At 24.7% G+C, this 25862-nt stretch carries 38 protein-coding genes and 1 pseudogene; 3 read left to right on the forward strand and 36 right to left on the reverse strand.

Annotated elements, in window-relative coordinates; all coding sequences use genetic code 11:
• The 4 genes from iscB to KGF36_RS11415 form a co-directional block, all read right to left on the reverse strand.
• The coding region (gene iscB, locus KGF36_RS11400) for an RNA-guided endonuclease IscB (RefSeq protein ID WP_227854714.1) at positions 1–859 on the reverse strand (859 nt) is incomplete at its 3' end.
• A 223-nt stretch (positions 860–1082) separates the two neighbouring features.
• On the reverse strand, positions 1083–1766 hold the full coding sequence (locus KGF36_RS11405; RefSeq protein ID WP_227854715.1) for an antA/AntB antirepressor family protein: 684 nt from the start codon (positions 1764–1766) through the stop codon (positions 1083–1085).
• Positions 1767–1838: 72 nt separating this feature from the next.
• Positions 1839–2645, reverse strand: a complete 807-nt coding sequence (locus KGF36_RS11410) for a phage antirepressor KilAC domain-containing protein (RefSeq protein WP_227854716.1) — start codon at positions 2643–2645, stop codon at positions 1839–1841.
• A 43-nt stretch (positions 2646–2688) separates the two neighbouring features.
• Positions 2689–2892, reverse strand: coding sequence for an XRE family transcriptional regulator (locus KGF36_RS11415; RefSeq protein WP_227854717.1), 204 nt, complete (start codon positions 2890–2892; stop codon positions 2689–2691).
• A gap of 153 nt (positions 2893–3045) precedes the next feature.
• On the opposite strand from KGF36_RS11415, the gene KGF36_RS11420 reads away from it, so the two are divergent.
• Positions 3046–3474 carry a helix-turn-helix domain-containing protein gene (locus KGF36_RS11420; RefSeq protein ID WP_227854718.1) on the forward strand — a complete coding sequence of 143 codons (429 nt, stop codon included), beginning with the start codon at positions 3046–3048 and terminating at the stop codon, positions 3472–3474.
• A 17-nt stretch (positions 3475–3491) separates the two neighbouring features.
• Positions 3492–3962, forward strand: a complete 471-nt coding sequence (locus KGF36_RS11425; RefSeq protein ID WP_227854719.1) for an ImmA/IrrE family metallo-endopeptidase — start codon at positions 3492–3494, stop codon at positions 3960–3962.
• Positions 3963–4062: 100 nt separating this feature from the next.
• Here the strand turns inward: KGF36_RS11425 and KGF36_RS11430 are convergent, their stop codons facing one another.
• The 32 genes and pseudogenes from KGF36_RS11430 to KGF36_RS11580 form a co-directional block, all read right to left on the reverse strand.
• Positions 4063–4614, reverse strand: a complete 552-nt coding sequence (locus KGF36_RS11430) for a hypothetical protein (RefSeq protein WP_227831862.1) — start codon at positions 4612–4614, stop codon at positions 4063–4065.
• Between the two features lie 33 nt (positions 4615–4647).
• A complete protein-coding gene (locus tag KGF36_RS11435) occupies positions 4648–6723 on the reverse strand; it encodes a DUF3883 domain-containing protein (protein ID WP_227854720.1) in 2076 nt (691 codons plus the stop codon).
• Between the two features lie 65 nt (positions 6724–6788).
• Positions 6789–8189 (reverse strand): restriction endonuclease, encoded by a 1401-nt coding sequence (locus KGF36_RS11440; RefSeq protein ID WP_227854721.1) that lies wholly within the window; start codon positions 8187–8189, stop codon positions 6789–6791.
• A 539-nt stretch (positions 8190–8728) separates the two neighbouring features.
• Positions 8729–9907: a hypothetical protein gene (locus KGF36_RS11445; RefSeq protein WP_227854722.1), complete on the reverse strand. Its 1179-nt coding sequence runs from the start codon at positions 9905–9907 to the stop codon at positions 8729–8731.
• A gap of 24 nt (positions 9908–9931) precedes the next feature.
• Positions 9932–10171 (reverse strand): DUF6809 family protein, encoded by a 240-nt coding sequence (locus KGF36_RS11450; protein ID WP_227825732.1) that lies wholly within the window; start codon positions 10169–10171, stop codon positions 9932–9934.
• 74 nt (positions 10172–10245) lie between these two features.
• Positions 10246–10509 carry a helix-turn-helix domain containing protein gene (locus tag KGF36_RS11455; RefSeq protein WP_227825733.1) on the reverse strand — a complete coding sequence of 88 codons (264 nt, stop codon included), beginning with the start codon at positions 10507–10509 and terminating at the stop codon, positions 10246–10248.
• Positions 10510–10595: 86 nt separating this feature from the next.
• On the reverse strand, positions 10596–10859 hold the full coding sequence (locus KGF36_RS11460) for a helix-turn-helix domain containing protein (protein ID WP_227825734.1): 264 nt from the start codon (positions 10857–10859) through the stop codon (positions 10596–10598).
• A gap of 156 nt (positions 10860–11015) precedes the next feature.
• On the reverse strand, positions 11016–12179 hold the full coding sequence (locus KGF36_RS11465; RefSeq protein ID WP_413926884.1) for an RNA-guided endonuclease InsQ/TnpB family protein: 1164 nt from the start codon (positions 12177–12179) through the stop codon (positions 11016–11018).
• Positions 12151–12401, reverse strand: a pseudogene (locus tag KGF36_RS20480) (IS607 family transposase); the annotation flags it as partial. The pseudogene KGF36_RS20480 and the gene KGF36_RS11465, both read right to left, overlap by 29 nt.
• Before the next feature lie 22 nt (positions 12402–12423).
• Positions 12424–12810, reverse strand: coding sequence for a retropepsin-like aspartic protease (locus tag KGF36_RS11470; protein WP_227854723.1), 387 nt, complete (start codon positions 12808–12810; stop codon positions 12424–12426).
• A gap of 1 nt (position 12811) precedes the next feature.
• The gene (locus tag KGF36_RS11475) at positions 12812–13057 is read right to left on the reverse strand and encodes a hypothetical protein (protein ID WP_227825737.1); all 246 of its coding nucleotides are present in this window, start codon (positions 13055–13057) and stop codon (positions 12812–12814) included.
• Positions 13058–13125: 68 nt separating this feature from the next.
• Positions 13126–13392 carry a helix-turn-helix domain containing protein gene (locus tag KGF36_RS11480; RefSeq protein WP_227825738.1) on the reverse strand — a complete coding sequence of 89 codons (267 nt, stop codon included), beginning with the start codon at positions 13390–13392 and terminating at the stop codon, positions 13126–13128.
• Positions 13393–13895: 503 nt separating this feature from the next.
• Positions 13896–15431, reverse strand: coding sequence for a hypothetical protein (locus KGF36_RS11485; protein ID WP_227829027.1), 1536 nt, complete (start codon positions 15429–15431; stop codon positions 13896–13898).
• Positions 15432–15434: 3 nt separating this feature from the next.
• Entirely contained in the window at positions 15435–16364 is a 930-nt protein-coding gene (locus KGF36_RS11490; RefSeq protein WP_227854724.1) for a hypothetical protein, read from the reverse strand.
• Between the two features lie 210 nt (positions 16365–16574).
• On the reverse strand, positions 16575–16748 hold the full coding sequence (locus tag KGF36_RS11495; RefSeq protein WP_227825741.1) for a hypothetical protein: 174 nt from the start codon (positions 16746–16748) through the stop codon (positions 16575–16577).
• Positions 16749–16815: 67 nt separating this feature from the next.
• The gene (locus tag KGF36_RS11500; protein ID WP_227829025.1) at positions 16816–17388 is read right to left on the reverse strand and encodes an integrase; all 573 of its coding nucleotides are present in this window, start codon (positions 17386–17388) and stop codon (positions 16816–16818) included.
• Positions 17389–17495: 107 nt separating this feature from the next.
• Positions 17496–17678: a hypothetical protein gene (locus KGF36_RS11505; RefSeq protein ID WP_227829024.1), complete on the reverse strand. Its 183-nt coding sequence runs from the start codon at positions 17676–17678 to the stop codon at positions 17496–17498.
• Between the two features lie 35 nt (positions 17679–17713).
• Complete coding sequence (locus KGF36_RS11510) at positions 17714–18091, reverse strand: hypothetical protein (protein WP_227829023.1); 378 nt, start codon at positions 18089–18091, stop codon at positions 17714–17716.
• Positions 18063–18848 carry a hypothetical protein gene (locus tag KGF36_RS11515; RefSeq protein WP_227850678.1) on the reverse strand — a complete coding sequence of 262 codons (786 nt, stop codon included), beginning with the start codon at positions 18846–18848 and terminating at the stop codon, positions 18063–18065. The genes KGF36_RS11510 and KGF36_RS11515 overlap by 29 nt, the downstream gene beginning before the upstream one ends.
• A 34-nt stretch (positions 18849–18882) precedes the next feature.
• Positions 18883–19590 (reverse strand): Fic family protein, encoded by a 708-nt coding sequence (locus KGF36_RS11520; RefSeq protein ID WP_255626192.1) that lies wholly within the window; start codon positions 19588–19590, stop codon positions 18883–18885.
• Between the two features lie 286 nt (positions 19591–19876).
• Complete coding sequence (locus tag KGF36_RS11525; protein ID WP_227850679.1) at positions 19877–20674, reverse strand: ORF6C domain-containing protein; 798 nt, start codon at positions 20672–20674, stop codon at positions 19877–19879.
• A 160-nt stretch (positions 20675–20834) separates the two neighbouring features.
• The gene (locus tag KGF36_RS11530; RefSeq protein ID WP_227829020.1) at positions 20835–21077 is read right to left on the reverse strand and encodes a hypothetical protein; all 243 of its coding nucleotides are present in this window, start codon (positions 21075–21077) and stop codon (positions 20835–20837) included.
• Entirely contained in the window at positions 21070–21591 is a 522-nt protein-coding gene (locus tag KGF36_RS11535) for a hypothetical protein (RefSeq protein ID WP_227829019.1), read from the reverse strand. The genes KGF36_RS11530 and KGF36_RS11535 overlap by 8 nt, the downstream gene beginning before the upstream one ends.
• 228 nt (positions 21592–21819) lie before the next feature.
• The gene (locus KGF36_RS11540; RefSeq protein ID WP_021402189.1) at positions 21820–22116 is read right to left on the reverse strand and encodes a hypothetical protein; all 297 of its coding nucleotides are present in this window, start codon (positions 22114–22116) and stop codon (positions 21820–21822) included.
• A gap of 33 nt (positions 22117–22149) precedes the next feature.
• The gene (locus tag KGF36_RS11545) at positions 22150–22470 is read right to left on the reverse strand and encodes a hypothetical protein (RefSeq protein ID WP_227854725.1); all 321 of its coding nucleotides are present in this window, start codon (positions 22468–22470) and stop codon (positions 22150–22152) included.
• Between the two features lie 42 nt (positions 22471–22512).
• Entirely contained in the window at positions 22513–22749 is a 237-nt protein-coding gene (locus KGF36_RS11550; RefSeq protein ID WP_227854726.1) for a hypothetical protein, read from the reverse strand.
• A gap of 17 nt (positions 22750–22766) precedes the next feature.
• Positions 22767–23111: a hypothetical protein gene (locus tag KGF36_RS11555; protein WP_227854727.1), complete on the reverse strand. Its 345-nt coding sequence runs from the start codon at positions 23109–23111 to the stop codon at positions 22767–22769.
• A 12-nt stretch (positions 23112–23123) separates the two neighbouring features.
• Positions 23124–23264, reverse strand: coding sequence for a hypothetical protein (locus tag KGF36_RS11560; RefSeq protein ID WP_227854728.1), 141 nt, complete (start codon positions 23262–23264; stop codon positions 23124–23126).
• A 60-nt stretch (positions 23265–23324) separates the two neighbouring features.
• A complete protein-coding gene (locus KGF36_RS11565) occupies positions 23325–23663 on the reverse strand; it encodes a hypothetical protein (RefSeq protein WP_227854729.1) in 339 nt (112 codons plus the stop codon).
• A 21-nt stretch (positions 23664–23684) separates the two neighbouring features.
• Positions 23685–24221 (reverse strand): antirestriction protein ArdA, encoded by a 537-nt coding sequence (locus KGF36_RS11570; RefSeq protein ID WP_227854730.1) that lies wholly within the window; start codon positions 24219–24221, stop codon positions 23685–23687.
• 154 nt (positions 24222–24375) lie between these two features.
• Entirely contained in the window at positions 24376–24570 is a 195-nt protein-coding gene (locus tag KGF36_RS11575; RefSeq protein ID WP_227829015.1) for a helix-turn-helix domain-containing protein, read from the reverse strand.
• A 96-nt stretch (positions 24571–24666) separates the two neighbouring features.
• On the reverse strand, positions 24667–24969 hold the full coding sequence (locus KGF36_RS11580) for a hypothetical protein (protein WP_021373126.1): 303 nt from the start codon (positions 24967–24969) through the stop codon (positions 24667–24669).
• A 578-nt stretch (positions 24970–25547) separates the two neighbouring features.
• On the opposite strand from KGF36_RS11580, the gene KGF36_RS11585 reads away from it, so the two are divergent.
• Positions 25548–25859 (forward strand): helix-turn-helix domain-containing protein, encoded by a 312-nt coding sequence (locus tag KGF36_RS11585; protein WP_227829012.1) that lies wholly within the window; start codon positions 25548–25550, stop codon positions 25857–25859.
• The last annotated feature ends 3 nt before the right edge of the window (positions 25860–25862 follow it).

Here is a 25862-nt window from a genome sequence, read left to right on the forward strand (position 1 = left end):
CATAAGTTGCTTTAATGTTAGTATATTTTTCTTTCAACTGTTCCAATAAGTACCATCTTATCATTGACATAAATGTAGCATCTCTAAAACCTCTGACCTTTTTACCATTTTCACACCAATCATACAAAAATTTACCCTTTTTATGATTAGGAGATGTATGACATTTATTACACAAAGTTATTAAATTACTAGGAGCATCAGAACCACCCTCACTCTTGTACTTAATATGATGAATTTCTAATATCTGTTCTTTACTCTTATTCTTACAATTAGGATTTTGACATTTATGTCCATCTCTGTGAAGCACATATTCCCTTACATTCCAAAAGCCCATTTGTTCTCCCTGTTGATATTCTACTCCAGATATGTCAGGATTTTTAATTTTTTGTATATCAAAGTTGGCAACCTCTATTACTATATTTCTGATAGGCAATATAGAATTAAGATAATCTATAAATTTAAGATGGGTATTCAATTTATGTTGTAAACTTGGTGCTAACCATCCTTGTTTTATTTTTCGATTGTTCCATCTAGGTTTTCTATATCTTAACCTTTGCCTCCTAATTCTTCTATACTGACTTTTTTCTAATAATCTATCTTTCATACCTTGAAGCAATTTTACTTCTCCAACTATTAATTCTTTACTATCTGTTATAGCTGAAAATCCTATATTTAAATATCCACTATCTATCCCCAATGTTATAGTTTGAATATATTCAGTATCTGTCTTATATAATAATTGTATAATAAATGGATTAACTCTTTTAACAGTAGCTTTCTTTTGTTTTAATAATTTTCTAGCCTTTGCATTAGTAGTAGGCATTAATGGTTTTCCTTCAAAATTAATTACATATACCATAGTATAATCCTTTCAGATAATTTAACCTCACCTTACGGTGGTAAGCTCTCTTCGCCAATGTTATGAAAGGTTTTAAATATACCACACTTCACCTGCCATCAGTGATGTTTAATGATATACCGTAGAGTTTAGGACTAGAGAAGTATCCTAAAGTACCTATATATTCTTACATAACGTAGTGTAAACTCAGGCTATTCAACTAGCTTTTACAAGCTACTACCCTTTAGGGTAGTGGCAGTTGACTATTTAATCTAGTTTTTAAGTCTACTCCAAAACGATTATCCAAAAGTTCATAACTTTCATTTCTAATGAAGTTAAATTCTCCTTGTTTATTACCTATTTGCTTGATTATCTTATTTGTATCATCCCTCCAATTTTTAGGACTTAATGAAATTACCTCTCTAATTCCTTGTATTTCTTCTTTTGTTTCTTTTAATACTTGTTTTAATTGATTTTGTTCAAGTTCTTGTTTTGCTACTGTATCAAATATTCTCTTAAACATTTGTAAATCTGGACTAAGCTTACTAGTATCTAAAGTTTCTTTTATTTTTTGATATTTCTTTTCTACCTCTATTAAGTACTTTCTATATTTCTTTGAATTTTCTCTAAGTTCCTTACTTGCTCTTGGACTTATTCCGGCTATCATACAAATTTCTTTTGCTATTTCTAATTTAATTATGTATTCATCTGTAGGTCTTCCACCTTGTTTAGAGGTTTTACCTTTTAAAAGGTAAAACTCATTTTGACCAGCATCTACATTTCTTAAGTTTGTTTCTATCCAGTCTGAAAATTGTTGTTTAACTCCTAATCCTTCCCAAAGTTCTCTACCATTTACAACCTTAACATCTTCATCAGTTGTATATATTTTGATAATTCCTTTTTCTTCTACTATTTTTAAATCCTCCATTAACTACCTCCATGTTAATATATAAATTCGTATTAACTATTCAATTTTCAAAGTACATTTTAAATTTTTAATTTAACTTATCTTCTTAATACTCTCTACAAATTCTATCAACCATTTTCTACCTATCTCAGTCCATTTTAATTGTGTATCATATTCACTTATTTTAAAATCTGCATATTCAGGTATTAACCATTGATAATCCTTATAAGGTTTCCAACATTTTGTTCTTCCATTTTTTTTAACTGGATATATTATCTTATTCGTATACAGCAAAACATTTAAACCTTGTGCTGTCATTCCTAAATCTTTCGCTATATCTGTTGTAGTAACTAATTTGTCAGGATTTAATACTTTATCATGATATTCTACTTTAGGTTGTTGAACTTGAATTGTTTCTTTAAGTAATAATCTTTCTTTTTCTTCTTCTATCCATCTTTTAGCTCTTTCAATGGAATCTTGAATCATATAACTATCTACAAGATGTTCTCTCATATTGAAGTATTCATCCATTATTTTATCATGAATCTCCCAAGCTAAATCAGTATCCATTATCTTAATCAATTTTGAGTAACCTCTTTCAGATAATAAAAATATATTATCAGCTTTTGATATTTGCATTTTACTATATCCAAGTGTTTGTAATAGCTCTAAATTGTCATCCGTGTCACGGATAACTTTTAAATCTATATAATCTATGTCTTCTTTAAATCTTTTTATATTATCCTTTATTCTCTCTCTTATCTTAAAATTAGGCTGATTATGTATTTCTGATATAGTCTTATCCGTCATACATTTTTTATCTTCACCAAAACCACCTTCTATAACTGGTATTTCTAAATTCATGAATTTCTGTTTTCCTTTAATATTTAATTCATTCACTTTTTCCATCTCCCTTTTTAAATTTTAGTATCTTTTAAGACACCTAATAATTAAAAAAAATATCCATAGCTTTTTTCTTATTCAATTGTAAACACTTCATTATTTGAGATATCTCGCAATAAGTAAATTCTGTTTTTCCACAGATCTTCTTATACATTGCAGATTTACTTATTCCTATATCTGAGGCTAAATCAGATACATTTTTTTCTTTTAAAATAATTTCTGACTTAAGTAATTTTACATTCAACTTACTCACCTCCTGTGTCTTTTAAGATACTTAAATTATAATTCTTCATTTATACATTGTCAAGTCTTTAAAGACACTTTTTCTTTATAAACATACCTCGAAGTTGTATTTAAGACACTTTTGTATTATAATAATCTAAAAGGAGTGGGAACTGTGAATATTAAAGATATTATAAAAGAAAAAAGGCTTGAATTAGGTCTTACCTATGAAGAATTAGGTAATTTAGTTGGTGTTGGGAAAAGTACGGTTAGAAAATGGGAAACTGGAATGATAGAAAATATGCGTTGCAATAATATAATTGCATTAGCAAATGCTTTAAAAATTTCCCCTTCTCTAATTATGGGATGGGGTGAAGTAGAATTAGAAAATAATCCTAACGAAAAAAAACTATTATCTAACTTTAATAAATTAAATGATTTTGGTCAAAATGAGGCTATAAAAAGAGTTAATGAACTTACTCAGATAGATAAATATACAGTTGATAGTCAAATAGATACAATAGCAGCACACAATGAACATTTACATGAAGAAGGGGAAATTGAAAAAATTAAACAAGATTTAGATGATATGGATAATTGGTAAAATTGGTAGGTGAACTTATGAATAGTTATGAAAAATTACTTTCTGAAGCAGATGATAATAATATTATTGTTAGAGAAGTTCCTTTAATTTCAAATTCTCATGGATTATATAAAAATAATAGAATAGCTTTAAATAAAAATAAACTTAATACTATAAGTGAAAAAGCTTGTGTGCTAGCAGAAGAACTAGGACATCATTATACTTCATATGGAAATATTTTAGACTTAAATAAAATTGAAAATAGTAAACAAGAATACAAGGCTAGATTAATGGCTTTTGATAGATTAATAGGGCTTAGAGGTATAATAAATGCTTTTAATGCAAATTGTAAAACTATCTCTGAAATGTCTGAATATCTAAATGTAACAGAGATATTCTTCAAAGAAGCTCTTGAATGCTATAAAAGTAAATATGGTGTTTATATTCAATTAGATAATTATGTCATATATTTTCTACCAAGATTTAGTATAGTTAATGCTAATTATTAAAAAATATAAACAAAATTATATTATACAAATATATAAGTAATCCTTTAAAAAACGTACTAATTCAGAAATTTATATAAACTTCTGAATTAGTACGTTTTTTTTAAATATAATCTATTATGTATGTTATTAGTTTAGCTTTCTCCTGTTTATTTTTAAACGAATTTATGTGAAAAAGCAACATTTCTGTTAAATCTTCAGAAACATTATCATCATCTAATTCATTTAATACATCTCCCATAAAACTTACTTTATTTCCTTTTGTACTTAATAATTTTGTTATAACATCATTTATATTTTGAATTTTTTCTTGATTAATAAGATGTCTTGCCATATTACCAAATGAACACACATCATATTCAGGAGATTTTATCAATTTATTATATTCATCACTATTAGCTAAAATAAAGTCCACCATTTTATCAGGACTATCTTCAGAAAAATTATATATCATACTTTGAGTCAATGCATATTCTTTCAAAACTTTTTTATTTCTAAGTAAATTGACCCAAACATCAAATGCTATATCGGAATTAAATTTAATTAGTTTCTCTAAAGCATTTCCAATTGAATAAGCATTTTCTTCAATGTTCTCTTTTAAAATTTCGATATTTTCTAATAGTAATTCTATTTTCTGTTCTTTTTTTAAAGCCATAAAAATACCTCTTTCTAAGTTAATTTTAATTGATTATAAATTAATAATAACATTTTTTCCATCAAAATCATCACAAAACCATTCCCATTGCTTTATTCTTTTCTCAAATTTTATATTGTTTAAAGGGTCTTGTATATATGTAACTATTAATTTATCATCTGAATGATTTATTAAACAAAGATAATAGTCTTTATTATGCAAATGTGCTGCTGTATATTCATTATTTGTAATTGTAAATTCATGTTTATTATTTATAGATTTAACTTCTAAATATCTTTTAGTACCATCAAGAGTTTTGCTTTCTATATCATAACCTAGATTTTGTTTGCTTACATCTTTTGATATATATCCACTTTGTTCTTCAAGCATTAAACATATCTGTTCTGCAGACCTCCACTTTATGGAAGACAATGATATACTTATATTGTTTAACATATTTCCTAGCAATTTGTCAGTTTCTTTTTTAGGTTTAAGATTGGCGACCTCTTCTTCATTATAATTACTTGTAATTATTTTTTTTAAATTCAAATTATATTTTAAATCTATCCATTCCAATATGTCTGTTGTAATATAGGTAAATATTTCTTTACAAAAATATTTATCTATTTCTTCATTCTCATAACAAAGTTCTTTTATTCTTATTAGACTCTCTTCTATTGGTAAATAACAATTATAAATTTCTTCATATATGTTATTATTAAATCTTTCTTGATACATATTATAAAATATATTTCCAAATAATTTAGATAGTAATATTTTATCCATATTTCTTACAACATATATATTAGAAAGTTCTATTAAAATGTCTTTTATGTCAATTTTTGAATCACTATATTTTTTAATAAAATCTTCATATTTTAAAATATTTTCATCTACAAACCTAGGAACAACTTGATTTGATATATTCTTACTTGCATTTCTTAATAAATTAAACTCCGACTTTTCCATCCAATCTGGCTTTAATTTATACTTTCTAGGTGAGATTACCTCTTTATTTTCTAATAATATCCACTTATTTTTAATAAAATTATTTTTTAATTCCGCTGAGAATACCATTGAAGATTTATCAAAAGAAATCTGAGTAAGTAATAACTCTACTATTCCTCCCAAATGCTTACTTTCTTGTTCTGACATGAATACTTTTTTTACTAATTGAAAAATATTTAATGCTGAAATTTTCATAAGCTTTATACTTTCTTCGTTTAATGTAAGGTGTTTTCTTGATGGATCTGTATCAAATTTAGAATTTATTTTCAGGGGATATCCTATTTTATCCATAGTTGGTAAATAACAATGAAAAACAGATTCATCTTGATTACAGGGAACAATTTTATTTTTATTCAATTTAAAACCTAAATCTACATTATTTTCTGATAAAATCAACCATTTAACTATATCATTATTATATTTTATACTTATTTTTTTATATGAATTTTTATAGTTTCTTATTATATAAAAGCTTTTACTTTGTGATTTCACCTTAAATTCTGCTTGAGAAATATTACTCAGAAATATAAAGTACCCTTCATTTAATATATCTATTTCTTCTTTAATCATATCTAATTTTGCCTTTTTAAAAATAAATATTGTAGTAAATCCATCTTTTTTGAGTTCTGATACAACATTTTTTATATCTCTATCTATAGAGCTATCTTTCATATAAAAAGGAATTCTGATAATTGGTACTTTATCAAATTCCATCTCCAATGCTTCTGCACATATTTTTTTTGAAAATGAAAAATATGTGTTATCTGAAAAAATAATAATATCATTACTTATATATGTAGTACTTTTGAAACCAACTCCTCTATAACCAATACTTTCTTCTTTAGACTTACTGCTTGAGCCAGATCTACTAATAGATATTACATCTTCATCAGAAAATTTATTTCCATTATTTGCAAAATACAAATTATTCTTATCTTCAATTAACTTCACAAAAGTAGATTTTGCATCATCTGCATTTTGTAAAAGTTCAACCAATATTCTTTTTCCATAACTTTCAGCCATATATTTTTCCATCATTGCCAAATCTTCTGTTAGTTTTGGAGAATTTTTACACTCTTCTATAAAACTTTTATTTATTTCTATTAAAGTATCTTTTAGCATTTTTTGTCCCCTTTTTTATTTGTTCCATCTGGATAAAAGTAAATTTAATATCCCATTTGGCTACTTTACATGTAATTTGCTACTCTTATAATATTATCTAATTCTGTTCCATCTATCAAAATTACATCATTAACACTAGCTAATTCTATAGCTGATTTTGTAAAATAGTTATTAGTAACAACCACACATTTATCTGCTTTATAATATGCTTTAGAAGCCACAACTTCTTGTATTACCTTATTTCCTACAGTATCAGAATAGAATTTAGCTTGTATAACTGTTTTTTGATTATTCTTTTCTACTACTAAGTCTGCACCTTGATCTCCACTTGATTTAGTAAGTACAACATTGTAACCTAATTTAAAATATAATTTTTCTAAAAACCCTTCAAAATCTACACCATTACAAACATCATTTAAACTCAATTTAATTACTTTATCAGTTTTTATTTCACCTAATAGTCTATTTTTTTCTTCAATAATCGATTTTAATTTATCTTTATTTTTTAACTTTTTTATGTAAAAAGCTTTATTACTTATTATATTTAAAAAATCATCTTTATCTATATATTCACCAGATTTTATTATAATAAAATTAAATAGTTTTATATACTTTGTCTCTTCATAAAGATTAAAATGATTAAAGAAAAATTTATTTTCAATAGAATTAATTAAATTATCAAAATCCCTATCCACTTTAAACACTTCTATTTCATCTATATATAGAGGTGTTATTTTTATCAGTTTATTATCAATACAATTATTTACTCCGTCAATTAATATACTAAAAGTATTTTTATTAAACTCATCAGTAAATATATCTTTGTAAAAATTGATATATATTGGATATATTTTATCTGTTATATATTCTACAGTATTATTTTGCGATTTTAGATTATTAAAAATAATCATTAACTCTTCATTATTTACAAATTTTTTGATATTTCGTAATAAACAAAGTATACTAACTAGAAAGCTACTTAAATATAAGCTAATTACAAATCCCCTTTTTTTACATCCATTTTTTATATAATTATCAAATATGCTATGAATATATATAATAGAATTATAAAGTCCATCTGTATAATTATGTTTATTTATATAAATATCATAAATAATTCCATCTGTATAATTTGTACTATAGATGTTATGTATAATAGAAAATCCAAGTTCTTCATCTGATAGTTTTTTTTTACCATTAAAATCATCTAGTATGTTTTTTGTATAATTATCGTTCTTTAAAATATCTTTAGTTATTTTTTTTATAAAGTAATAATCAAATGTTTTACTATAAATATTTTTGTAATTAATATTATTATTTAATATAATATCATATACATTTAAAAATACTTTTTGAAAAATATCTTTCATTTCATTAGCATATTTTTCAAACGATTCGGAATTATTCTTATGATAATATGTTTCAACAGATATTATATCATAAAGATATTCTAAATAATCTAGCAAACAATAATTGTTAGATATCAATTTTTCTATAATTTGAATTTCTTTATTTTGGGTTTTCTCTAAAGCAATTATTTTAATTACCTCCTTTTTAATTATTTATATTTCTAATTATAACAAATATACAAATACTTGAATTAATAATAGAAAGATTTGTCAGTATTTATTTTATTAATTAAAACAATAGCTAAAATCAGTAGTTAAAGACAGTAATTAGAGAGCTAAGAAAATTTATATAATAAAGTAATTGCAATAAACACAATAAAATATAAATTTCAATAATAATGTATTGTTGATTTATTATTATTTTTTTAGAATAAGTTTCTTAATAAGTTTAATAATTATATATTGTTATTGGAAAATTAAATTAGTAATATGTATAAAAAACTTTCTATTGTGTATATAATTTAATGAAAATAAGCATAAAAAATAGAGCCAATAAAAGATTTTATGATCTTTATAGCTCTATTTAAGTATTTTATAATTTGAATACAAACACTAATAGGAGTAGCCAAAATCATTTTTTTGAACTACTCCATATATTAAATTGCTATTGCTAAACTTCCATTTTTATTTATGCTCTGAACAATCAATGTTCTTATAAACGCACCAGGATTACGTATTTCATTATAATTTATATCTTCTTCATCAACTGTATATTTATTAAACATATAATCTAATGCTACTAAAACTCTAGTAACTCCATACTGCACCGACAATCCAACTAAGTCATTTATAATAATATCTTTTTCCATCTCTAGTTTACTTCTTAAATCTTCTTCAAATAAATTATATCTATCTAAATTTATCTGAGATAACACTTTACTATAATTAGAACTCAAAGAGCAACCAGTATCATCGAAGAATTTTGATATTTGTATTCTAATTGGTTCTGTATATTTCTCTGAGATAGTTTCTTTCGTCTCATAACGCTTTGTATCTATTGTATCATTACTTATATCAAATAAAGTTTTAGAACTTCTTAAAAAGGCTTCTGTACGTTTGTTTGATTTCTTTATGTATTCTGGAAGTATAGAGATAAGATTATCTTTTTTGAATCGTATTCTTTTACCTAACTTACTTCCTTTAGCATCAGCCCAAATTAACTTTTTAATTTCAAGTTTTAACTCATTTACATTTTCAAAACTTAACAAGTGATTTAAAGTATCCAATGACATAGTCAAGTAACCTTTTCCACCATCTTCTTTTTTAAGATGATTTTTGTACTCTTCATCTATGACTATATCGAATTTACCTCTTTTTATTTCTGTGGAATAAACTAATCCAACTTGTAATAATACATTATGATTATGTCTAGCTGTAACAACAGAAACATTGCATATATCAGCTATATTTCTGAATGATACTGATTTTCTAACATAATTTTTATTAGATACTATAAAGTGATATGCTAAATACTGTTTTATAGCACTTTTACTTAAAGCCATACATTTACTTTCATTAGTTACAATCTCTATTATACCTAATTCTGTTTCTTTTTCTGTAACATAAGAAAACTCTGATATAGTTTTTAATTTAGGACAATTTGAACAGAATTCATCTAATTTATTACTGTCAAAAGAAGGATTATTTTTTATTGCACAAGAATTACAAGCAGAATAATCTATTTTTTCTACTTTTCTTATAGAAGTTTTAAAAACATCTAAGATATCTTTTAATTTTGATTTTGATATTCTAGCAACTGGTTTTAATTCTTGCATATTATAATCCTCCTTTTCTAAATTTTAAGTAAATTTAATTCCTTCTATTAATCCATTTTTGTAACTTTGAAACATCTCTAATTGTTTCAATTCTATTTGTAATTCATCAAATTGAGATAATAGTTTCTTCTGATTTTCATTTAAAGTATTAATTAAGCAATTATATATATTGTCTATTTTTATTTCTAAATTCTTCATATCTGTATTAATATTTTCAATACAAAAGGAATCTAAAAAGTATTCTTTTATCAAATTTTCTAACATCTAAAATCACTCCTATATAATCTTATAGGTATATTATAACACATACTAGTTCAAAAAGTAAGTAATTAAACCTGCTAATAGTTACCCCTTTTTATTTTTATAATTGTATTTTTGCTGCATCTATACTTTTTCTCTGCATCTTTTAAACTCATACCACTATCTAAATCTTTTTTAATTTCTCTTATTTCATTATCTGTAAACTTTTTAGGTTTCTTGCCTTGAGAAACCACATAATAATTTCCATCTAAACTCACAAAGTTTATACCAGCTTTTTCTAATTTTTCTTTATCATTTTCACTTACCAAAAATACTTTTTCATTATTATATTTAATACTCATAATTCGCTCCTTGGTATTAAAAGTTATAATATTCCTATAAACTTATTATACTAATTTTGTTTCTTATTGTAAATGAAGAAACAAAATTAGTATTTAAAATCTTTTATACTTTGTATTATCCCTGTACTTGTCTTATATTTTTTAGCAATTGCCCTAATAGTATTATTTTCCAATTCTTTTCTAATTTGGTTTTGCATTTCATTATCAAATCTTTTACTTCTTCTTCCCTGCTGGACTACATAATAATTTTCATTTTCTAAAGTTTCATATGCAATTCCTGATTTATCTAGTTTCTCTTTTTCTGAACTATCTACAATAAAGACTACTTTATCTTTATATTTAATACTCATATTGTGATAACTGCTACTCAAAATATGGTCAAATATATCCATATCGAGATTTTTCCTTCTTCATTGAACCTCGCCTTGCCTAAGCTACTGCGATTTGGTATAGTTCTCCAAAGGCTTAAATTCCGAAGTTAGCCCTCCGTACATATATAAGTGCTTTTAAGCTATCTTATATTTTTTAGCATTTTTAAGATTAATACTTGCATTTAAATCTCTATCAATAGATAAGCCACATTCACATTTGTACACTCTATCTTTAAGCTTTAAACTTTTATTAACCTCTCCACATTGGCTACAAGTCTTTGATGATGGATACCATCTGTCAACTACTCTAAGTTCTATATTATTTTGCTTACACTTAGCAGTTAGTTTAGTTTTAAATTCAAAAAACTTCTGACTTGATATCGCCTTTGATAAATGCTTATTCTTCATCATTCCAGTAACATTTAAATCTTCAATGGTTATATAGCTTGGTTTTTGCTCTATTACCTGGGATACTGTTTTATTAATATAATCAGTTCTTATATTAGCTAATCTTTGATGAATTTTTTGTACTTTGACTATCTGTTTTTGGATATTTTGACGAGTAGCTACTCCTTCTTTTATATTTTTATTTCTTACTTTTAAACTCTCATATTTTCTTGAAAGTTTTCTTTGTTCTCTTTTTAATTTCTTTTCAATTTTTTTGACAGTTGAAGTCTTGTTTATATTTTTAAATTTACTCCCATTTGAGCATATTGCAAAATCTTTAATTCCTAAGTCAATACCTATTCCTTCATTAGTACATTTAGATACTTGAATATCATCTTCTTCAACTAATATAGATACATAGTATCTATCAGATTTTTGACTTACTGTACCACTTTTAACTATTGAATTTGTTGGTATATATCCAAATTCTTTTAGTCTTACCCAACCAAGAGTAGGTATTTTGACCCTATGCCTTTCAATAGTCCAATCAGTTTTGTTATTCTTTGGAAAATATACTTTAACATCTTGATTTTTCTTTTTCTTGAATTTAGGAAAACCTTTAGTTTTTTTAAAGAAATCTTTAAAAGCTTTATCTCCATTCATAATAGCTTGTTTTGTAGCCTTAGAAGATACATTTTTAATCCACTTCATATCTTGATTATTAGGAATATATTCATTATTTAACCATTTAGAAAAATCCATACCGCTTATAAATTTACCTTTATTCTCATAAACTTCTTTATTGTAAGCAATATAGAAGTTATATATAAATCTACTAACACCAATTGTTTGATGTATTTTAGATTTTTGTTCAGTAGTAGGATTAATTTCTATTTTGTATGCTCTTTTCAACTTCTTCATCCTCTCTAATTTTTTCTTGTATTTTTTTAATCCATATATGCGACAACTAAAAGTATGAAGTATTGATATTATATCTTGAACTAATTCTTCTTTTGGTGAAAGACTTTCATTATTTACAACTATAATATCTACATTGAATTTACCTAAAAATCTCTCAAACCATTCATATCCAAATCGAATTAATCTATCTTTATGAGTTACAATAATCGTATTTACATCCTTATATAAACATGTTTTATTTTTTTATTAATAGATTATCTACTAAATCAATAATCAAGTTAGCATTTATTAAAAAGTCTAATCCTAATAAACCATTTACTTTTTCTTCTGGGTCAATCTCTCCAAAATCTAATTTTATATTTTCAAGAGTTATATCACCACAAGCAACCTTATTAACTAATTTCCTTACTGAATATTGAACAGTCCCACCATAACCAGAAGCCTTTACAATTGTATCATCATCATTAAATCCAATATCTGATTCCTCTAAATAAGAAGATGATATTATAGTATGAGATGCTCCGGTATCAATGATAATATCTTTTACAAGGATATTTTTATTTTCAATTAAGATTTCTATATCTGTATATAATAATCCATTTTTATATTTGAAATTTTTCATACTACAAACCTCTTCTTATACCAATATGTTTTATGATATCTATTACAAACTCTTTATTCTTGGTGTTATATACAATTTCTTTATCTTTACATCTGTTGAATTCTTTTAAAGCGTCTTTATTGTTAGGAATGACCTTTATAAGAGCTACTTCATCTACATACTCCTTTTCATTTTGTATATGCGATTCCAAAATTTCTAATTTTACAAATGAATTAGGATATAAGTTTCTAACCTCTGACCATTTCATAGAAATCAACTCCTTTATAGTATAAGAATATTATAATATTAATGAGGTAAAATGTAAATAATACCTCGTTAGTACTTATTTTGTTTTATATCTTGTATGGTTCTTGTACTACAATTCCATTTCTCAGCACATTTTCTTAAACTCATACCAATATCTAAGTCTTTTTTTATTTCACTTACATCTTCATTATTAAATCTCTTACTTCTTCTACCTTGTGTAACTACATAGTACTGCTTGTCCTTCAGGTCAATATATTTTATATTAGAGTTGTCCAATTCATTTACATTCTTTTTTTCTACAAGCACGAATTCTTTATCTTTATATTTAATACTCATAATTTTCTCCTTATATAAGATTAATTACTACGGAGTACAGACCATTATTCTTTTATGGATTATTATAAAAATATATTATTATAAAAATAATCTAAAAATTTTACATTTATATAAATTTATCTTAACCAAATTAAAAGTTTTTGTCTATTTGAATTACTACGGAGTACAGACCATTATTCATATTGGAGAATAGTGATTTCAATACTTCTAAATTACTACGGAGCTGAGACCATTATTCATATTAGAGAGCAGCAATTTCAAGAGGTGTAAAAGCTGAATTTTAGAATAAAAAAAATTTTTCGACATTATTTTTATCCTAAAAAACAGCTTTTTTAGTGGTTTTTTGAATTACTACGGAGTACAGACCATTATTTGTGTTTTTTGAAAAATGCCAAAAAACAATTACTACGGAGCTGAGACCATTATTCATATTTTTTACTTTTTAAATTTGAGTAATAAGAAATATATAAGATTAATTACTACGGAGTACAGACCATTATTTTTTAATCTACTATATAAGATGGTAAAGATAAAACTGTATTATTTATTAAACATTTTCTTTTTTCAACATCCTCATAGAACCAAATATCAAAATATCCATATCCTACATCGTATTTTTTTATTATAAATTGATTTTCCATAATCTCTTTAAGCCCATCTTCAATATATCTCATATTATCTTTTAGTTTATTTTTATTATTTAAATGTACATACCATTTTAGTTGTTCTATATCAAATGTATATTTTTTATCTACTATGTTTACTCCCTGACTAATTTCAAAACTTCTTCTACCTTCAAGTAAGTAAGCTAAGTTGATAGACTGTGGTAGTTTTAATTTTTTTAATTCATTTTTATACATCAATTCAGTTGAGACTCTTTCAATTTCTTCAACAAATGCTTTTGTAACTTGAACAGCATTTCTTCCATTTATTTCTTCTATATGGATTCTTGAAAATAAGTTGAAGCTTGTTTGAGATTTTAAGCTGCCATCTTTTTCATATGTCTCAGTATAAAAAGTATAAAATGGTAACTTCATTAATTTATCTCTTACCTTCTGATAATTTGCTTTAGCATCTGTTAATCCTAGATACTTTAATAAATCTGACAAGAAAAAAGTATATGAATTTAAATAACTATATGAATAAGCAAATCTAATTATATCTAAATCTTGTTTGTCTAAGAATAACTTACTGATAGCCTTCTTTTCTGTTGTCTGATTAGTAAGTTCTAATTTTAACCCATCAATATTTTTAATATCACTTGAATTAGGGTCTAAATTAAACTCATAAAACATATCTATCTGTGTACCAGAATCATTTATGGCATCATATGGATGTGATTGATATAAATTCTCATCTTTTCTTGCTACATTTAAGTGATTTATTTTTCTTCCTCTGCTATGTGGTATAAATATACCAGGAGCTAGTTGTGATGGACTTTTAATAATTATCTTATTAATATCAAATTCATATTCATCTTGTAATATTTTAGTGACACATAGAATCAAATCGTGTGAAAATGCTGAATTAATTTTACTGTCACTTAGTTCTTCAAGATAAATGTAGTCAGATATGTTATAAGATAAATTTGATGACCATTGTGCAAGAAAATCTTTTCTTATTTCAAGTAATTCTTCAGGACTATCTACAGCAGCAGTAATAATTCTACCAGTTTTTATAAATTCACCCTTAACAATTCCATATTCTTTTTTTAATAACTTATTCGCTGTCTTATTCATAGATTCTAAGGTCATCCTCATCCATCTCTTCTTTAAATCCCATGCATTTTTGCTATGTTTTTTTCTTAACCTTTTGGCCTTAGTAGGAGTGTCTAATTCATCAATCTTATCAGCAATTGTAGAATATACAAAATCTTCAAAAATAGGTTTTACCTTTTCAGTGGGTAAATCATTACGTATTCTAAAGATTTCAAAAAACTTTTTTGTTAATAATTTAAATGTTTCTGTATCATAAATAGCATGTATAATTAAGTCTATTTTGTTTAGATTTATATTATTCTCTTTTATATCTTTGCTCATAACTTACTCCTTTTTAGCATATTTCTGCTTATAAATAGATAAAACTTCCTGTATTTTAAAGTTTAAATTATTGTCCTCTTTGAATTCTTTTAAACTTTTATTAGTCCAGCAACCAGATTGAGTATATTTTTTTTCATTTAGCTGCATTTGATACATAATACCAGAAATTTTTAAATTAGTGAAATTCAACTGTACTTTATTATCTAAGTAATCATTAATTATAAGTAATCTTTTACGAATTGTCGAATATCCCATCTCTTTTAATCCATTTCCATATCTAGCATCTGGTTTAGTTTTAATTAAGTATTCAGAATTAGAATTAAATAGATAAAACTCAGCAGCGTTACTGCCTTGCTCCAAATATTGTTTATACTCTTTTTGTTCTAATGTATCTTTTGTAAAATCAAATAAGAACTTGTCCAGCCTAAACTCTGTATCCTTTAACTTTATTAATCTTTTTTCTAAATCTATGTCTTTTATTTTTATACCCCTTATGTCTTCAGCATCTTTACCAATAAGTCCACAAAAAGCTGCATAAATTATAAACTTATCTTGTGCATTAGTTAACTTACTACATACCTGAAGGACTTCATCTTGTGTTAGGTATTTTGATAAATCAAATTCAGCGACTAAATTTTTTGGTTTAGAAAAGTGAATATCGTAATTTAAAGTTTTAAATATCTTATTAATTTTAAAAATTATAGCCATTATAGCATTGTATGTTTTATTCTGATTCATATCTTTTACAATTTTTTCTTTATCATTACCTACTATTTCAACAATATAGTCATTTCCATTCTCAATAAGCTTTCCTTCTTTAGCAAACCAAAATATTAAAACTTTATAAACTTTGAGTATGCCAATCCTTGTTTTTTCATCTTCATTTTGTAATAGCTCTGATAATACATTTTCATTTTTTAAATTATAATTCATAAATTCAAACATCCTTTTTTTAATTATATACATATTATAACATTTACCTTCTCCGTTTTAAATAGAAAATAAAAAAATAACCTCAAAATAATGAGATTATTTGAATTAAAACTACGATTTTATTGTCATTTTTATTTATATTAAAATAAATTCTTAGAATTATATCTACATAACACAAAACACATATTTAACGAGTTTATTCAAGTGTAATCATTTACTTGCCAACCTTCTGAATACAACATCATTTTCTTCTATGCACCTATCTATTTCATTATCAGAAATCGGACAAAGATTATCTAATTCTTTTCTGATTTCTTGACTATATATATAACCTTTTGACTTTATAAATTCAAGTACTTCATCTATTGTTATTTTATCAACCATAATAATACCTCCATTTTATATTATAGTTATTACCCTGAAATAGTAATGATTACAATAATACAAAATATTATTTATCGTATTTTTTTATGTATTCAAGTAATGCCATACTCATTAAATCAGACTTATTAAACTCTCTAAATTTTTCACAAAACTCATCAAATAAGTTCCATGCATCTTTATTCAACCTAACTGTAGTCCTTATAGCATCTTTTGAAGGTAAATCAATTTTAATACCATCCTGTACAACCTCTATTACATTTGTATCTTCTTTATTCTCAAACCAATTTAATACATTCTGTATCTTGTCATAGTCTTTTGCTAAAGAAATTATATTATTTTTAAATTGATTGTCAATTACTACGTTATTACTGTTGTCATCTTCTATTGTCATATTAAATATATTATCATTATTACTTTGTGATTTACTATTTACTACCTTTGTCATACTATTGTCACCAATAAATATATACTCATCATTTATACGCTTATAACCTCTTTTAGTGAGATATTTTCTTATACTACTTTCAGACACACCAAGCTCTATGGCAACTTTAGTTAAGCTCTTACTATTATTTAACTTACTATTAATATATTCAACTATATATGTTATATCATTGTTTTTTAAATCATTCCAAGTCATGTAATCACCTCAACTTAAGTATACTATATGAGATTACGATTGTCATACTATGTTCATCTTTTAATTCTATCTTTTATCTACATATATTTCTAAACTATATCATTTTTTTACAATATTATATCTATTAAACAATAGATAATTAAACTCAATGCAACTAAAATAAGCCAACCAACAAAACTTTCTTTCTTGCTTTTAAACATATTTAAGAAGTTCAAAGCTTTCTTAAATGTTGATATAGATAGTCTTATAATTACACAAATTGCTAATGAAACAAATAACGTTTTAAGCATCTTTTCTCCTTCTAAAATGGTTATTTTAATCACTATTAACTAATTTGATGATAATCTCTCCAATCAAAATTATCCCCGTCTTTTTTAAGCCACCAATAGTCTTCATGTGAACAACCATGACATTTTTTACATATCTCCCAAGGGTCATAGAAATCTAATCCAAGACCTTCCAAGATACTATTCAATCCATGTCTCTCTTCTGGCATAACTCTATCCCCTATAAAATCTCTTATATTTTTATCATTAGGTTGATAATCAAGTTTTAAATCTGTGTAATCATATAACAGTGGTGGCAAATAATTTATATTATCTACTGTATCATACAATTTAAAACTAAATTTATCTTTATTTTCATCATAAATAAAATCACCTATAGGAATGTCTTTAAACATTAGCGTATATTTGTCTAACATAATGTAATCTCTCCTTAACTAAATCAAATATCATTTCTATTCTAGTTTTTGAAATAACATCTTTGTATTTTAATAATATTTTTTCTATATCTGAGTCATTAAAATCTAAATTTATTTGTGGAAGTTCTTTTATCAATTTTATTTGTGAATAATGTTTATTCATAAATGGTTTAGCTTTATCATACTTTTTTTTATTAAAAGGTTTAGTTTTTAATGTTTTTAATGTCTCGATATCTAACATAGAATATAAACTCAATCCATTATCAAATATTGGTGCAAATCTAACTTTATTGGTTTTGATATTCTTAATATATCCAAAGTTATTATAATGTCTATCAATATTATTAACAATGAAATCAAATATTAACATTTGATTTAAAAGTTCTTTAAAGTTTGGAAAATCATTTATAATCGTATCATAATCCACTTTTCTATTATAATGTTTTCTCATAGTTATAAATTGTTCTTCATTGTCATTTAAAAAATTTAAACTTCTACACACAAGTATATCTTGTTCTTCAAAATCTGAATTTCCCTTTGTATGAACTTTTACTAAATCATATTTTATATTATTTACATTTAATAAGTTTCCTATGTCACTACATATACATTCAGTAATAGGTTCTAGTGGACTAAATTCTCCAAAAAATAAAGTCCCTGTCTTATAATAATAATTTGAATCTTTCCATTTATAATAAACACCTTTGGAACTTCCAATACCTGCAAAAGTATTTAAATCTTCCGTTCTGTAAAGCATAGTTTTCACTTCCATTCATTTGTTTAATTATAAGTTAAAAGTTCCATAAATCTTTATTTTTTTCTTTGTAGTCATCTAAACTTTCAAAATATTGTTCTAAAGGTTTATAATATTCATTATAACAACTTTTTAAAGCCTGTCTATAATCATCTACAGTATTACTCGATATTATAATCAATTTCAAATTATTCTCAAGTATTTGTTTAAGTAATATAAATCTTCCTATTCTTCCATTACCATCTTGAAAAGGATGAATGATTTCAAATCTATAATGAAATTCTGCTAAGTCTTTTAATGTAATATCTTTTAAATTATTATACCACTCAATAAGTTCTAACATCTTTGGTTCCACTTCAAATGGTTGGGCTAATACACTATTAGTTCCTATTATTCTATTTGGTATTTTTTTGTATATACCAGATAGCCCCATATTATGAATATTTGAATTATACATAAGTTGACCATGTAAATCTTTTATGTACTTTTCAGTTAAGTATTCACCCAATGTATCTATTACAGTTTCAAATACATAGCTTGAATTTACTGTTGTTATAACATCATCTAAAGTATGGTCGCCCTTTACAATGTTGTGTTCAATTAAATCTTGTAAACTTTCACTTGTGAATGTGCTTCCTTCTATTTTATTTGAATGAAATAAAAAGTTATGTCTTAAGTCTTTATACAAAGAGTTTGGTATGTTTTTAGTATATTTTAATTTTTCTATAAATTTATTTTCAATCAATATATTCATCTCCATTTTTAAATTTATTTTATATTACTAATATTAACAAAATGTATTATCTTTTACACTATCTTTTGAACTTTATTTGTTAGTAATGATATTTAATTGAGAAAAGAATGTTATCATAATTCTCTTCTCAATTATTTAATTACATTGTAAAACCTTTAAATTTACCAGCTTTAATAATGAATGACAATCCCATTGTATGCCATCTAAAAGCATCATATAGACTTATAGTATGTATGTCTTTGACATAATATATCATAATAATCTCCAATCATTATTCTTATATATTTTTAACTTTTTGAAGCATATATATTTCATTACTCAAATCATAATTAGGCTCCCAATTTTCTATAAATTTAATTGCTCTGTCATAGTTCTTTTTAGAAGTGTTTTTATAGCTATTAACACCAAATTTTTTTCTATAATCTTTCCATAGTGAAAAGTATACTCTTTTTCTTAATTTAGCATCTTCATAAGCTGAAAAATTTAAACATTGATATACTTGTATTATCTTTCTATTTACCAAACTTCTAATAGTTTCTTGTTGATTGTAGTCTATAGTAGAAAAATCATATAGGACATTAACTTTTTCTTCTAACTCCTGTTGACCAGACTCAAGTTCTGCCTGTCTTTGTTCTAGTTTGATTATAACTTTTAACTCTGGAGATAAGTTTTCAAAAGGGTCATTTAACTTTTTTTTCATAGTAAAGTATTCATCCATTATTTTATCATGTATTTCCCAAGCTAAATCAGTATCCATTATTTTAATTAATTTTGAGTAACCTCTTTCAGATAATAAAAATATATTATCAGCTTGAGTTATAGATTGCTTGGAATAACCTAATTCTATCAACGTGTCCGTTTCAAGGACACGTTTAATATCTATATAATCTATGTCATCTTTGAATCTTTTTATATTGTCTTTTATTCTCTCCCTTATTTTTCTATTAGGTTGATTATGTATTTCAGATATAGTCTTATCCGTCATACATTTTTTATCTTCACCAAAACCACCCTCTATAACTGGTATTTCTAAATTCATAAACTTTTGTTTTCCTTTGATTTTTAATTCATTCACTTTTTCCATCTCCCTTTTTAAATTATTGAATGTAGTTATTATAAGTTTTCAAATAGTAACTACATTTTTTATGTTAAATTACAATTTAATTAAAAATTGACATAATAACTTTGTATTTATTAAATGAATCCCTTTTTACATTCAGTAGACATTGTTATGTCTAGTAACGTTCTCGCTTCTTGTCATTATTTACCATATTCTTCAAAATATCTAAATTATCATATATATATCTAATACCATTTAAAAATTGAGTTTGTTGTTTTATATATCTTCTTATATCTCTACTCTTTGGATATTTGACCAATAAGTCCTTAAATTTTTCAATCATTTCATTTCTTGCATCAATATCATTTTCTATGTATTCCAATTGATTTAATATAGATAACTTATCATTATTATTCATTTGTGCCACCTCCAGTTGACAAGGAATAATAATATTCTATATAAGTATTAATACAATTTTTTAAATCAATTTTATTATCTAATGTTAAATACCAGTCACCCATACAAGAAGGATAAAAGTAATATTTATTATCCTGTTTTATATAAACAATTGAACTTCCATCATTTAGAAACACTTTAATGTTTCCATTGTCATTTAACTTATTAACCACATATACATTACTTGAATGATTTACATTGCTTGATAACTCTTTGTAAGTTGCAACTGCGTTATCTAAATCTTCTTTATTGTCAAAGCTATAGTTCCAGTCACCTAAACATACAGGATAGAAATTATAAACTTTTTCTTTAGTATCATATAGAATTATACTTTCATCTTCTAAAACTTCTACAACTCTATCTGTAGGCTCTACATAAAAATTATCTAATTCAGCAGCCTTAACTTCCGTTACTCCTGTAACTCCTACAATAATTAAACCTAACAACATTCCCATAACTGTATTTTTAAATTTCATTTTTATACCCTCCTAGTTTATAATTATGACTTCGTACAAGCCTATATAAGCTGTTTGAAAATCATCTTAATGTATTTATGCCTTTAAATTTTTGTACTCTTTAAAATCTCTTTATCAAATAAATATCATTATCAATTAATCTATAGTAATATGCATATAATAATAGAGATTTGATAATTTAAATATCTTATTAAAATTAATATTTTATTTCCTTTTTGAATTTGCAGACTATTGTATATTTTCAACAACTTGTTTAACTTCAATGTCATTTATATTACAATTATTTTCATATGCTAAAAGTTCTAATGTAGATTGTTTCTCCCCTTGAAATGTACCATATAGACTATATGAAAGTAGTAACTTACCATGCAATCTAAATTCTAACTTTGCAGTTAAAGCTATATATATATCTTCATATGATAGTTTTTCATTTACAGAACCTGCAAAGATAAATTTTCCTTCTTTTATTACTTCGCACCATGTTCCATCTTTATATATTGAATATCCATTTATTATTTTTTTCATTTTATTACCTCCAATTATATTAAAAGTTGAATTTTATTTACTTATACTATTTTCCTGTTCTTCAAATTTAGTAATATAGTTTAAATACTTTTTACTATATTCTTGTATCTTTGTACTTTCTTTAGCTTTCTTATAGATTGTCACTTCATCAGCATTTGATTTATATTTTCCCTTACCTCTTCCAAAGTCAAAAGGATACGCAAGTCCCATATTGCATAATTCTTGCATTACTAAATTAGCATATTTCCATACAGTAGCTTTATAATACTTTGGTTCGCAAAAACCTATTCCTATTAATCGTTCTATAATGTTGTTAAGTTCTATATTTGAATTTTTTTCAATTGTTTTATTCATAGTTTTCCTCCTATAAATTAATTATTTTTTTACTTAAATTATTTAAAATTCTTTATATTGAATTTTATTTTCATTATCTAAATACATCATATTATTAATATTTTGTATTAATTGCTGTCTCAATTCTTCTCCTTTTAAAGACCAGTCTAATCCGATTAAATTTCCCAGTCTAGTACTTAAAGAATTATAAGTTCCTGCTTCTCCTATTGTTTCACCTTCTAAAAGGTCACATATATTTATTAAATCTGTTGCCGTCATATATTCAGAATAATTTAGCATTTTATTACCCTCCTATTTTATTTACAATCAATCGTTTCCTCTATTTCTTTTAAGTTCATAGAAGATATAAAAGATAGAATTTTCTTCCTATTTAATCTATCAGTTTCAATTATATAATCTTCAAGTTGATGTAAAATTTTAATACTACTTTCTAACAATGATGATATTTCTAAAAAACATATATCGTTAGATTTTGCTATATCTGTATAATAATTAAACTCTTCCTTTAACTCTTCAAATTTATCCTTGTACCCCTCTGTATCTTGATGTATTTCTATCCAGTTGTATAAATCATCATCAATTTTATCTCTTAAATCTTCTAATTTTGTAATATAAATCCCTAGACTTGAAATGTATTTCATAATTATTACCTCCTATAATTTATTAACCTGTTTTAATAATCCTAGTTGTTCACTGGTTCCACATTTCAATATAATACTTTCTGTATTGCTCCAATAGCTTCCATCTAAATCCTTTTTAAACAATGATTTTATCTTAATTATTAATTTTTTCATAATTTATTCCCCTTTCAATTTTTTATTGGAGTGGCGTTTTTAAAGAACGCCCTAAAACTTTTAATCTTCAAAATATATTTTATATGGAATAAACCAATCATCATTTATTGTATATTTTATCCATTCTGTAATAATTTCAAGTACTTTGTTTCTATCTTCTAAAAATGAAAAATTTAACTCTAAACAATCAAAATCAATTATAGTTTTTGTGTTGCCTAAATCTATCATTATTAATTTTTTATTATTTGTTTTCAATAAATATCTCTTAAATTTACATCTTACATAAGCTTTGTCACAATTTAGATTTAAATTGATTTTTCTATTTATTCCCTTATTAACTCCTATGAACTCCTCTCTCTCTTCTATCCCTAAACAATCCATTAATAGATTTTCTAACATTTTATATCCCCCTTTTTTTATCTAATTAATTACGGCTATGTTATTTGATGCTATATAAGTACCATTTGCAATTAAACACTCGCCATATTCTTTATAGTTAAAATACTTTTTAAGTGTTTCTATATCTAAATTATCAATTCCACCTAGATTTTCAATAAGATTATATGCTAATTCAATTTCTTTACTAGGATTTTCACCATCAAGTAATGTAAAATCGTGGTTTTCTAATAAATCAGAAATGTCGTTTTCAAGTATTGTGTCAAGCTCTATGTAATCACCTTCAAGTAAAGCCTCTAATTGGCTAAATTCGACTATATCTAGTTTTTCAATTTTCTTTGCTAATTCGTTTAGTTTCTTTATGTTGCTATATTCTTCTATTTCCAATCCTTTCATATGTGTTTCTGAATCTGTTATGAAATACTCCTCATATTCTTCATTTATACCTATATTGTTTAATACTTCCTCAAAGTCGTCTTCATCTATTGGTAATTCAACCCATTCTCCTATTATTTCACCTTCGTTATATTTCCCTAAGTTAGTTAAGTATATTTTTAGCATTTTTATATCCCCCTTTATTTATTGCAAAACGAATTTTTAAAACGATTTTTCGTTTCTGTTATTTAAATTTTTTTATTTGATATTTTAATTATAAACCTCAAAACGGATATTGTCAACGTTTTTTCGGTTTTATTTTTTAGGAAAGTTGACTTTTTTAATCTAAGTCAAGCAATTCCAAAGGGTCAAGATTTAGAAATTTTAATATTTTCTCTAATTCTTCAACCTTAAATTTTGTTTTCCCTGCTTCTTTATCCGTATATGTAGAAGTAGACAATCCAATATAAGTTGCAAATTGTTGTTGTGTATAGCCATGTTCTAGTCTTAACTCTTTTAACCTTTGTAGATTCATTTTATTCCCTCCAACAATATTATTATAGAATAATAATATCACATTAAAGAGTTATATAAAAGACACCTTAAATTAAAGATGTCTTTTTATGTACTGCTATTTAATTGATTTTAACTTTGCTATTTCATTCCAATTTTTAGATGTAGCCATTTCTACAAAGTTCATGTCATTTTTTAAAGTGTCTATTTTTTCTCCAACTTCTGTTATGCCTTCCATATTTCTAGCAACTTGATTATAAGTTAAGTCTAGTTTCTTTTTAATTTCTTCTTGACCTTCTTTTAAATCACTAAGTTGGTTTTCAATCCCATCAAAACGACCATCCATACTATCTAGTCTATTTTCGATTCTGTCAAATCTAGTATCCATTTTTTGTAATAACTCTAATATTTTTTCATCCATGCCGTTCACACTCCTATTTTATTATTATATCATAATTTAAGCGTTGTATTCCAACACTTACTAAAAAAATCTAAGGTAGATTACTCTAGTAAATGTTAGATAGTTTATAACCATGTAGGTGTCAAGCAGTACAAACTATAATTTTAATGCTCAATCTTTAGTACTTTTGATAATGCAGTACTTCACAACTGCTATGTCATATTTAATTGTATTGAGTGCCATTATAGAAGCAACTAGGTTGATACCTCAATTTTTTATAGGCTGTAACTGGAAACCTTTATTAATTTTATTTACTTATTTAATATCTAATATTGGGAACACCTCACCAACTAGTATGATTTATTAGCTAGAGTTTTAAGAAGGTTCTTCGCCTGTTACTTCTGTGAGAGGTGGTTCAGTGTTTTCTTGTTCTCCTTTGCTATGATTTAATTATAAAACAAATTGTTTTGAATGTCAATATAAAATATAAATAAACAAAACGATTTGTTTTAAGTAATGTTGTATATAAAACATACCGTTTTGAATACAATTGTAATTAAATTTATAATATGTTATATTTAGAATTAAGAGGTGATTTGATGAATAGATTGAGAGAGCTAAGAAAAGAAAAAGGATATTCAACTCAACAGGTGGGAGAACTTTTAGGTGTACATTATGTAACAATACAAAACTATGAAACAAACAGAAGAAAAATTGACAATGAGACACTTATAAAATTATCTAATATATACAATGTAAGTATAGATTATATATTATGTCTTACAGATAATAGAGAGAATATACAACTAGAAGAAGAAGAAAAACAACTATTAAATAATTATAGAGAGTTAGACACTAAGAGTAAAACAATAGTTCAAGAACAAATAAACACATTAAAAAAACTACTATAAGCT

Origin of the sequence: Clostridioides sp. ZZV14-6009, from assembly GCF_020658095.1 — a bacterium.
Classification (GTDB): Bacteria; Bacillota; Clostridia; order Peptostreptococcales; family Peptostreptococcaceae; genus Clostridioides.